Source organism: Mesorhizobium sp. M8A.F.Ca.ET.181.01.1.1 (genome assembly GCF_004792025.1).
Lineage (GTDB): Bacteria > Pseudomonadota > Alphaproteobacteria > Rhizobiales > Rhizobiaceae > Mesorhizobium.
On record NZ_SRTV01000009.1, the window covers coordinates 246,765 to 257,473 of the forward strand.

Here is a 10,709-nt window from a genome sequence, read left to right on the forward strand (position 1 = left end):
CGATATTTCAGGCTTTGGCCATGGAGGACGACATGCGTCTGCAGCACATCTTGATCCCCGCCGCGCTCGTTTCACTGGTCGCGGCTTCAGCTTATTCGGAAGAAACCGACCGCTACCGGCTGGAAAAGTCGGCCACCGGCTATATTCGCATGGATACCCAGACCGGCGCGATGTCGATCTGCGAAGAGCGTTCGGGCCAGCTCGTCTGCAAGATGGCGGCCGACGAACGCGCCGCTTACCAGGATGAGGTCGATCGCTTGCAGACCTCGATGAAGGCAATGGACGAGCGCGTCACCAGGCTGGAGAATTCGCTCTCCGCCCGCCTCGAATCGAAATTGCCGAGCGAGGAGGATTTCAACAAGACGATGAGCTACATGGAGCGCTTCCTGAAGGGCTTCATGGGCATCGTCAAGGATATGGACAAGGATAGCGGCGCCCAGCTCAACTCGCAGAAGACTTGAGCGCCAGAGACAAGGAAAACGCGGCGCGTTGGCTTTGCCGCTTGAAAACAGCGCGCTGCCCCTCATAATCATCCGACTGATCCCGCAAAAAGCAGTAAATCGGGGATTCGGGGAGGGACATTTGCCGTCAGGCTATTCTTTCGTCATCGCCGACGATCATCCGCTGTTTCGCGGCGCCCTGCGCGAGGCGCTTGCCGGCATCGGCAATGTCACCGCCATTCACGAGGCCGGTGATTTCGAGAGTGCCAAGGCGCTGGTCGTGGCCAATGAAGATGTCGATCTGGTGCTGCTCGACCTGTCGATGCCTGGCGCCAGCGGCCTCTCCGGCCTGATCTCGTTGCGCGGCATCCATCCGGCGGTGCCGCTGGTCGTGGTGTCGGCGCATGACGATCCGGCGACCATCCGGCGCGCGCTCGATCTCGGCGCTTCCGGTTTCATCTCGAAGTCGGCCAGCATGGAGGAAATCCGCGGCGCGGTGCAGTCGGTGCTTGCGGGCGATATCGCGGCACCCGTCGGCGTCGATCTCGGCGTCGAACGCGATCCCGAAATATCGGACCTGATCAAACGGCTGCAGGCGCTGACGCCGCAGCAGACCCGCGTGCTGGGCATGCTGGCCGAGGGCCTGCTCAACAAGCAGATCGCCTATGAGCTCGGCGTCTCCGAGGCCACGATCAAGGCGCATGTCTCGGCCATATTGCAGAAGCTCGGCGTCGACAGCCGCACCCAGGCGGTGATCCTGCTGTCCAAGATCGGCAGCGACCCCCTGCAGCCGGCGGGCTGAGCGCCGGCGTCCTCGGCTCAATCGGAACACTCAACTTCGGCTCGCCGCACCGGCCGGACGCTGAAGACCATGAAACTGACGGCGGCCATGATCCAGACGCCGATGCCGCCATAGAGCATCACCCAGCCAAAGCCATTTCGCAGCGCGTCGCGCATGACCGGATCGGGTAGACCAGGGATGGGATTTCCGGCTGCGATCCCTTCGGCGGCGAGACGCAGCTGGGCGGCATCGAGGTCGGGCAGCACTCGGCTGAGATGTGCCAGCACGCCGCTTGCAAGGATGAAGCCCATCACCGCTATGTTCAGCGCCAGCGAAACCATGCGGGCGCTCATGTCGATGCCCGACGCCATGCCGGCGCGGTCGCTCGAAACCGAACCCGTCGTCGTGTTGGTGACGGGCGTGTTGGTGATCCCGAGGCCGGTTCCGGCGATCAGGCAGCCAGACAGCATCGTCAGCCAGCTGGCCTCGGCGGCCGCGCTGCCGAACTTCATCGCGATGAACCCCACGCCGATGACGGCGAGCCCCGCCGGGATGACAACGCCAGGCTGGTAGCGCAGCGAAAGCCGCTCCGCCAAGGGCGGCATCATGAGCGTCGGCAGTGTGTAAGCGAGCAAGGCAAGGCCGGTGGAAAGGCTGTCATAGCCGAGCCCGGCATGGAACCAGATCGGTAGGTAGATCATGAAAGGCCAGTAGGAGAGGTTCATCGCCGCCGAGCCGACGATGGCGCCGGAAAACGGCCGGATCCGGAAGACCGAGAAATCAAACATCGGCCGCTTGCTGATCCTTTCGGCGATGAGGAAGGCGATGAAGCTCGCGATCGAGACACCGAGGATCACCAGTGCCGTCGGACTGGCGAAACCGAGATCCGGTCCTTGCGTGATGTAGAAGACGAGGCAAAAGACCGATGGCGACAGCGTCACGATGCCCGCCAGGTCGAGCTTGCCCGCCTGTGGATCTTTCGATTCATGGACGCCGGTCAATGCCAGCACAAACGCCATGACTGTTGCCGGCACATGGATGAGGAACACCCATTCCCAGCTCGAGATCGCGACGATGCCGCCACCGACGATGGGCCCGAAGCCAAGACCGACACCGAAGATGACGCCCCACCATCCCCAGGCCACCGCGCGCTCGCGGCCTTCCCTGAATTCGTGCGACAGAACGGCGAGCTGACAAATCAGCATCGCGCCGCCGCTCAGGCCCTGCAGAAACCGGGCGACGATCAAGGTGGATACGTCGTCCGCCAGGCCGCAGATCAGCGACGTCAGGCCGAAGGCGGCGATGGAGACCAGGAAGACGCGCTTGCGCCCGTAACGGTCGGCGATGGTGCCGACCGCCATCAGCACGGTGGTGACCGCGATCGTGTAGGCGTTCATCACCCACTGCAATTGCCTGAAGTCCGCGTGCAACACTTCTTCCAGCGTCGGCAGGATGGCGGGGACGCTTGAAATCTCCAGCCCGAACATCAGGCATGCCAGGCAAGCGGCAAACAGGACGACGATGCCTCGGCGGGTGAGGACAGCCATGGTCAAACCTTTCGAATTCCCGGGCGCGGCGATCTGCTGACGCCTGCCATGCACTGCACAGTTAGGGCAGGCTTGATCATTTGAAAATTGCATGGTTGGCTATTTCAGTGACAACAAAGCGAGATAGCTGACATGACGCTGGACGTAGAAGCGGTGAAGGCGTTCGTCACCGTTGCGGATCTCCGTAGCTTCACGCGTGCCGCCGAAGCGCTCGGCAGCACGCAAGGCGCGGTCAGCGTCAGGCTGAAGCGGCTTGAGGACCGGCTTGGCCAGAGACTGATCGAGCGGACGCCCCGGCTGGTCCGACTTTCCACGCGAGGCGAAATATTCCTGGAGCCGGCGCGCGATTTCCTTGCCGCGCACGACCGCGCCGTCGCGAGCCTGACCGCTGTCCGCCGCCGCTTCAGGCTCGGCATCGCCACCCATGTCGGCGGCGCCGAGGTTCCGACCCTGCTGGCGCGGCTCAACGCGCATGATCCTGCCCTCACCATCGAGGTTCGGCTCGATGATTCACACGATCTGCTCGACGCGTTCGACCGCGGCGAGCTCGATGCGGCGATCATCCGCCGTGAGGACGACCGTCGCGATGGCGAGGTGCTAGCGCCGGAGCATTTCGGCTGGTACGCCGCTCCGGGTTTCGTCCACCGGGCCGGCGAGCCGCTGCACCTGGCCGCATCCTCGCCATCCTGCGGCATCCGCAACATCGCGACCGGCGCGCTCGACGCGGTCGGAATTCCTTGGACGGAAGTGTTCCTTGGCTGCGGCTCCTTTGCGGTGGCCGAGGCCGTCACCGCCGGCCTCGCCACATCGGTCTTTTCCTGCCGGCTGGCGCCGCCCGGAACGATCGAGGTCAGCCGGAAATTCGGGCTGCCGCCACTGCCGGCATCCGAGATCGTGCTGCTTTCGACGCTTTCGGACATCAAGTCGCGCGAGGCACTGCGCACGCTGGCCATGGCCTTTCGCGAGCATCGCCCGCCGGCAACGGCCACCGCCACGCGGCCCCGGTTCCGCAACTCGCAAGGGGCCGACAATCTGTCCGACGCGTAAGTCCCGTGCCCGTTTCAGCGATGATGGCCGGATTGCGCGTCGTCTGACGTTAACGCCTACGGCTGCTCGATGAGCAGCATGCTGATCGGGTCGTCGTCCTTGCCGGGGTGTTCAGCCGAGCCGCACCGACAGCTCCGGCGTCACTCCGCCGCCCGCACCATCGGCCTGAACCTGGCCATCATCGACCGCAGCACCGCCGGCTTCAGCGGTTTGTTGATCATCGGGATGTCGAGGCTCGCCGCGGCTGCCCGCACCTCGTTGGAGCGGTCGGCCGTGACCAGCACGGCCGGCAGGTCGTCACCGTGCGTCGCCCTCAGCTTGATGATAACGTCGAGTCCGGTTTCACGGTCGAGATGGTAGTCGGCAAGCACGATGTCCGGACGTTGGACCGCGACCTTCTCCAGATCCCCCGAGCCGGTCGTCGTGGCGACGTTGCAGCCCCAGCCTTCCAGCAGCAGCCGCATGCCTTCGAGGATACGGATGTCATTGTCGATGCACAGCACATGCAGCCCCGACAGCGAAGCCGCCGCGCGGGCCGGCGCCCGGGTCTCGACCTCGCGTCGCGACTCCTGCGCGGCTGTCACCGGCAGGATGACGGAAAAGCGCGTGCCCTTGCCCGGGTTGGAGAAGATGCGAATCTCGAGCCGCAATACCCTGGCGATGCGGTCGACGATGGAGAGGCCGAGGCCAAGACCTTCGGCTTCGCGGGCGCCTTCGTCCAGGCGGGTGAACTCATGAAAGACGGTGTTCAGCTTGTCGCCGGCAATGCCGATGCCGGTGTCGATGACCTGGATCTCCGCCAATTCGCCACGCCGCCGCACACCGACCAGGATGTGGCCCTGGCGGGTGTATTTGATGGCGTTGGAGACAAGATTCTGGATCAGGCGGCGCAACAGGTTACGGTCCGTCGTTACCGTCAGCGACGACGGCATGATCGTCAGGCCAAGCTTTTTCTCCGCGGCCAGTGGACGAAAATCATTGCCGATCTGGCGCAGCAGGCCATCAAGGCTGAAGGCGGTGTCGTCCGGCTTCATCGCGCCGGCATCGAGGCGCGAAATGTCGAGCACGGCACCCAGAATGGTCTCGACCGATTCCAGCGAGGATTCGATGTTGATGGCCGCCTTGCCGGCCGGACCCTTGCCGGCCTTCTCGATCAGCGAGGAACAATAGAGCCGGGCGGCATTCAAGGGCTGCAGGATGTCGTGACCGGCGGCGGCAAGGAAGCGCGTCTTGCCGAGATTGGCCTCCTCGGCGAGCATCTGTGCCTGCGCCAGTTCCTCGTTGACCCGGGTCAATTCCTCGTTGACCCTGGTCAGCTCGATGGTGCGGGTCTTGACGCGCTGTTCCAGCGATTCATTGGCGCGCTTCAGCGCGAGGTCCTGCTCGACGCGTCCGGAGATGTCGGCATAGGTGGCAACGATGCCGCCATCGGGCATCGGGTTGGAGCGCAGCTCGAGGATACGGCCGCTGGTCTTCAGCTCCATCTGCCAGGGGCTGACGAAGCTGGTCAGCCGGTTGAGCATCGCCACGCGCTGGTCGGCGGGGATGTCGCCGCGCTCGGCGAGATGGCGAAGGATCTGGTCGAGCGAAACGCCGACCTGGCCCATCTCGTCGGGCAGGTCGAACAGCGCCCGGTATTGCCTGTTCCAGCAGATCAGCCGGAAATCGCGGTCGAAGACGGTGATGCCTTGCTCCATCTGGTCGAGCGCGATCTGCAGCAGGTCGCGATTGTGCTGCAGCGCTTCCGTGGCGTCGTCGAGCAGGCGGAAGGCGTCGCGGGATTCGCGGTCGTGGCGGCGAAACAGCAGCGACAGGATCAGCCGCGCCGAGGAGGAGCCGACGGCGCTGGCCAAAAGCTGCTCGGAAAAGCGGATGACGTCCATGCTCGCCTGCTCGTTGCCGTGCAGCGAGGTGCCGTTGCTCTTCTCGAAGGATTGAAAGGAGCGTTCCGTGCGTTCGACGCCGAGATAGCGTGCGATGGTATCCTTGAGGTCGTTGACGGTGATGGCCGTGCGGAAGCGGCGCAGGCTTGGCATCGGGCCGGCTTCGCGCGGCACGAAGATCGATGCCTGGATGCGCTCCAGCGGCACCGACGCGCGCGACAGCGAGCCGAAGACGAAGAACAGCGCGTTGATTGACAGGCTCCACAGCACGCCATGGTTCAGCGGTTCGGCGACGGTGCCGAACAGCGCCTGTGGCCGCAGCGCCTCGAAGCCGAACAGTCCATGCACGATGATGCCGGTATCGGGTGGGACGAGCGACGGCACCAGCAGCGTGTAGCCCCAGACCAGGATGCCGGCGACCATGCCGAGCGCCGCGCCGCGGCCGTTGGCGCCGCGCCAGATCAGCCCGCCGACCAGCGCCGGCGCGAATTGCGCGATCGCCGCGAAGGACATCAGGCCGATCGAGGACAGCCGGGCGCTGTTGGTGCTCTCGCGATAGTAGAGAAAGGCGATGAACAAAAGGATGAAGATCGCTCCACGCCGTACATTGAGGATAAGCGTCGACCAGTCCTCGTTTTCGGAAGTGGTCGTCCGCAGCAGCCGGCGCACGAACAGCGGGATGATCAGGTCGTTGGAGATCATGATCGACAGCGCCACGCTCTCGACGATGACCATGGCGGTTGCCGCCGACAGGCCGCCGATGAAAGCGGCCATGGCCAGGAAATCGTGGCCGCTGAACAGCGGCAGTGACAGCACGTAAAGGTCGCTGCTCGTCCTTGTCCCGACCAGCGTCAGGCCGGCAAAGGCGATCGGCAGCACGAACAGGTTGATCGCCACGAGGTAGAGCGGGAACACCCATGTCGCGGTGCGCAGTTCCGCCTCGCTGCGGTTCTCGACGATGGTGACGTAGAACTGCCGCGGCAAGAGGATGATGGCGAAGCCGCTCAGGCAGGTCAGCACCAGCCAGGTGGCGAGCGACGTCGAATAGCCCATTGCCTGCCGTACCTGGCCATTCTGCGCCAGCCGGTCGAACATGTCGCCGGGGCCGCCGAAGATCAGGAAGGTGACCATCAGGCCGATGGCCAGGAAAGCGGCGAGCTTGACCACCGTCTCGACCGCCACCGCCAGCACCAGCCCGTCCTGGTGTTCGGTGGCGTCGGCATGGCGTGTGCCGAACAGGACCGCAAACAGCGCAAGCAGCATGGCGACGACCAGCGAGATGTCGCTGACGAAGGGATCGAAGGAAGGCGGCGAGCCCGTATAATGCTCGACCATCAGGCTGACCGATCCCGAGATCGCCTTCAGTTGCAGGGCTATATAGGGCACGGCGCCGATGGTGGCGATCAGCGTGGCGATGGCGGCCACGGTGAAGCTCTTGCCGTAGCGCGCGCCGAGGAAGTCGGCGACCGAGGTGATCTTCTCGGTCTTGGCCAGCCGCACGATGCGGTTGAGCAATGGAAAGCCGAACACGAACACCAGCACCGGGCCGGTATAGATGCCGAGGAATTCGAGGCCGCGTTCCGAGGAAAGGCCGACCGAGCCGAAGAAGGTCCAGGACGTGCAGTAAATGGCAAGGCTGAGCGCATAGATGAAGGGCCGCGCGCGGCCGGGTCCAGACATCATCGAGCGGCGGTCGCCCAGGCTGGCGATGGCGAACAGCAGCGTCACATAGGCGATCGCAATGATGACGATGAACAAGCCTTGCACGCCGGCAAGATCCTCCCTGTGCCGATTTTAACCTGGCCGGTCAGACGCAATCACAGCTTGGGCGCCAAGTCCATCACGGCTTTCGGCGCATGCGGGCCATGATTTCCGCGGCTGCCCAGGGTAAAGAGAAAGCGGTTGCTTTCTTCTTTTAGCCGATGGTGCAACCCAAGGTTTTTGTTATGGTGTCGCCGGGTTGGTGCCGCGGGGATGGGACGGCTGCGCGGCCCGCCATGACAAGGAGGGTCGAATGCTGAAAGAATTCCAGGAATTCATTTCCAAGGGTAACGTGATGGACTTGGCCGTCGGCGTCATCATTGGCGCTGCCTTTTCCAAGATCGTCGATTCCCTAGTCAACGACATCATCATGCCGATTGTCGGCGCGATTTTTGGCGGTTTGGACTTCAACAACTACTTCTTTGGGCTTTCCTCGGCCGTCAACGCCACTTCGCTGGCGGACGCCAAGAAGCAAGGGGCTGTTTTCGCCTATGGCAGCTTCATCACCGTGGTACTGAATTTCATCATCCTCGCCTTCATCATCTTCCTCATGGTCAAGGCCGTGAACAACATGCGCAGGCGCCTGGAAAAAGAAAAACCGGCGCCGGCGGCCGCGCCGCCCCCCGCCGATGTACAGCTTCTGACCGAAATCCGCGATTTGCTGGCCAGGCGATAGACGGATACGGTTCTTCTGGACCAAAACCCCGGTCGTTCGCGGCCGGGGTTTTCTGTTTTCGTATCTGGTAAGCAGCCCTTACGAACGCCCGAGACAACGGACCTGCCCAATGACCCTGATCCAGACCCTGCGCCCCGAGGCCCTGGCCGCGCCTGAAAGCGGTATCGTCGCCGTCGTCAACTACGGCAGATTGCGCGAAGGCCTGATCCCGCTCTGGGCCGGCGAGGGCGACCTGCCGACGCCGTCCTTCATCACCGATGCCGCGTCGAAGGCGCTGGCCGGCGGCGAGACGTTCTACACCTGGCAGAGGGGCATTCCCGATCTGAGGCAGGCGCTGGCGCGTTACTACGCCAGGCACTTCGGCAAGACCTTCCCCGAGGAGCAATTCATCGTCACCGGCTCCGGCATGCATGCCATCCAGCTGGCGCTCGACGCGCTTGCGGGCGCCGGCGATGAAGTGATCTATCTGTCGCCCGCCTGGCCGAATTTCGACGCCGCCGCCGCGATCGCGGGGGCCGTGCCGGTGCCGGTCACGCTCGACCATTCCGGAAATGGCTGGTCATGCGACGTCGAGAAGATCGCGGCGGCGGTCACACCGCGCACGAAGGCGCTGTTCATCAACACGCCGTCCAATCCGACCGGCTGGACCGCCGACCATGAGACCTTGCGAGCGATCCTCGATCTCGCTCGCGCCAAGGGCCTGTGGATCATCGCCGACGAGATCTATTCGCTGTTTCACTATGGTCACGGCCGCGCGCCGTCCTTCCTCGACATCGCGGAGGCGGAAGACCGCATCCTGTTCGTCAACAGTTTCTCCAAGAACTGGGCGATGACCGGCTGGCGGGTCGGCTGGGTCAAGACGCATCCAAGCCTGCAGCAGGTGTTCGAGAACCTGATCCAGTATTCCAACTCGGGCGTCGCCCAGTTCATGCAGCGCGGCGCGATCGCGGCGCTCGACGAGGGCGATGCCTTCGTCGCCGAACAGGTGGAGCGGGCGAGAAAGGCCCGCGACCTGGTCTGCGGCATTCTCGGCGAAACCGGCAAGGCGCGGTTCACCGTGCCGCAGGGCGCCTTCTACCTGTTCTTCACGGTCGACGGGATCACCGATTCACGCAGCGCTGCCTTCGACATCGTCGACAAGGCCAATGTCGGCCTGGCACCCGGCACCGCCTTCGGCCCGGGTGGCGAAGCGTTTTTGAGGCTGTGCTTCCACCGGAGGCTGGACCAGCTCGAGGAAGCGGCCCACAGGCTGGCGGGCTGGATGAAGACGGTTTGAGGCTGCTTGCCTTTATAGGTTAGCGTCGCCCCTCATCCGCCTGCCGGCACCTTCTCCCCGTATAGTGACGGGGAGAAGAAGGCTGGCCGCAACGCCGGCGCCTGTTCTGCAACGCTTGCGATTGGCGAAACTCTCCGCGACAGCCTCTTTCTCCCCATCACTATACGGGGAGAAATGTCCGGCAGGACAATGAGGGGCAGCGCTGCGGTTCTAATGACGGCGAGAGGGTGACAAAGCTCGCCTTCACCCGCCCGACTTGGGCACCAGCAGCGGAATGATCCGGTCGCTTTTCGCGACGGCCGGCCGCCCCGCCGAACCGTAGGGGATGCCGAGCGCGTCCCAGGTTTCGACCAGCGCGTCCTGAAGTTCGGCGATCAGCGCATCCGAATGGAATGGCGTCGGCGTGATGCGCAGCCGCTCGGTGCCGCGCGGGACGGTCGGGTAGTTGATCGGCTGGATGTAGAGGCCGTGCACGCCGAGCAGGCGGTCACTGGCCATCTTGCAGAGTTCCGGATCGCCGACCAGCACCGGCACGATGTGGGTCGGCGATTCCATCACCGGCAGACCGGCGGCGGACAGGATCTGCTTGGTTCGGCCCGCCTGCTGCTGCTGGGCGTCGCGTTCGGCCTGTGAGCGCTTCAGGTGACGGATCGACGTGGTGGCCGCGGCGGCGATGGCCGGCGGCAGCGCGGTGGTGAAGATGAAGCCCGGCGCATAGGAGCGCACCGCGTCGATGACGGCACTGGTGCCGGTGATGTAGCCGCCCAGCGTGCCGAAGGCCTTGGCCAGCGTGCCCTCGATGATGTCGATGCGGTCGGCGAGGCCCTCGCGCTCGGTGATGCCGCCGCCGCGCGGCCCGTACATGCCCACGGCATGGACCTCGTCGATATAGGTCATGGCGTTGTAGCGCTCGGCCAACTCGACGATCTCCTTGATCGGTGCGATGTCGCCATCCATCGAATAGACGCTTTCGAAGACGATCAGCTTGGCACGTTCGCGCCCGGCCGTCTGCAAAAGGCTTTCCAGATGCGCGACGTCATTGTGGCGGAAGATCTTCTTCTCGGCGCCCGAGCGCCGCACGCCTTCGATCATCGAGGCATGGTTCAGCTCGTCCGAGATGATCAGGCAATTGGGCAAAAGCCGTGCGATGGTCGAGATCGAGGCTTCGTTGGAGACGAAACCGGAGGTGAAGACCAGGGCGGCTTCCTTGCCGTGCAGGTCGGCCAGCTCATGCTCGAGTTCGACCAACGGGTTGGACGTGCCGGAAATGTTGCGGGTGCCGCCGGCGCCAGAGCCCA

8 protein-coding genes are annotated in these 10,709 nt (G+C 64.2%); 5 read left to right on the top strand and 3 right to left on the bottom strand.

The features are described from left to right. The first annotated feature begins 32 nt into the window (after window positions 1–32). Both EN824_RS27905 and EN824_RS27910 read left to right on the top strand, forming a co-directional pair. Window positions 33–461 (top strand): hypothetical protein, encoded by a 429-nt coding sequence (locus EN824_RS27905; protein ID WP_127870795.1) that lies wholly within the window; start codon window positions 33–35, stop codon window positions 459–461. Between the two features lie 121 nt (window positions 462–582). Further along, window positions 583–1,242 carry a response regulator transcription factor gene (locus tag EN824_RS27910; RefSeq protein ID WP_127870796.1) on the top strand — a complete coding sequence of 220 codons (660 nt, stop codon included), beginning with the start codon at window positions 583–585 and terminating at the stop codon, window positions 1,240–1,242. A 17-nt stretch (window positions 1,243–1,259) separates the two neighbouring features. Here EN824_RS27910 and EN824_RS27915 read toward each other — a convergent pair whose 3' ends face one another. Then, window positions 1,260–2,768 carry an MFS transporter gene (locus EN824_RS27915; RefSeq protein ID WP_135862022.1) on the bottom strand — a complete coding sequence of 503 codons (1,509 nt, stop codon included), beginning with the start codon at window positions 2,766–2,768 and terminating at the stop codon, window positions 1,260–1,262. 132 nt (window positions 2,769–2,900) lie between these two features. On the opposite strand from EN824_RS27915, the gene EN824_RS27920 reads away from it, so the two are divergent. Continuing rightward, the gene (locus tag EN824_RS27920; RefSeq protein WP_189343535.1) at window positions 2,901–3,815 is read left to right on the top strand and encodes a LysR family transcriptional regulator; all 915 of its coding nucleotides are present in this window, start codon (window positions 2,901–2,903) and stop codon (window positions 3,813–3,815) included. A 140-nt stretch (window positions 3,816–3,955) separates the two neighbouring features. Here the strand turns inward: EN824_RS27920 and EN824_RS27925 are convergent, their stop codons facing one another. Then, window positions 3,956–7,465, bottom strand: a complete 3,510-nt coding sequence (locus EN824_RS27925; protein ID WP_135932926.1) for a PAS domain-containing hybrid sensor histidine kinase/response regulator — start codon at window positions 7,463–7,465, stop codon at window positions 3,956–3,958. Window positions 7,466–7,712: 247 nt separating this feature from the next. Between EN824_RS27925 and mscL the strand changes: the two genes are divergently transcribed. Continuing rightward, window positions 7,713–8,135 (top strand): large conductance mechanosensitive channel protein MscL, encoded by a 423-nt coding sequence (gene mscL / locus EN824_RS27930; protein WP_127279505.1) that lies wholly within the window; start codon window positions 7,713–7,715, stop codon window positions 8,133–8,135. Between the two features lie 109 nt (window positions 8,136–8,244). Further along, complete coding sequence (locus tag EN824_RS27935) at window positions 8,245–9,411, top strand: pyridoxal phosphate-dependent aminotransferase (protein WP_127870800.1); 1,167 nt, start codon at window positions 8,245–8,247, stop codon at window positions 9,409–9,411. Between the two features lie 243 nt (window positions 9,412–9,654). Here the strand turns inward: EN824_RS27935 and hemA are convergent. Continuing rightward, the coding region (hemA, locus tag EN824_RS27945) for a 5-aminolevulinate synthase (protein WP_135932927.1) at window positions 9,655–10,709 on the bottom strand (1,055 nt) is incomplete at its 5' end.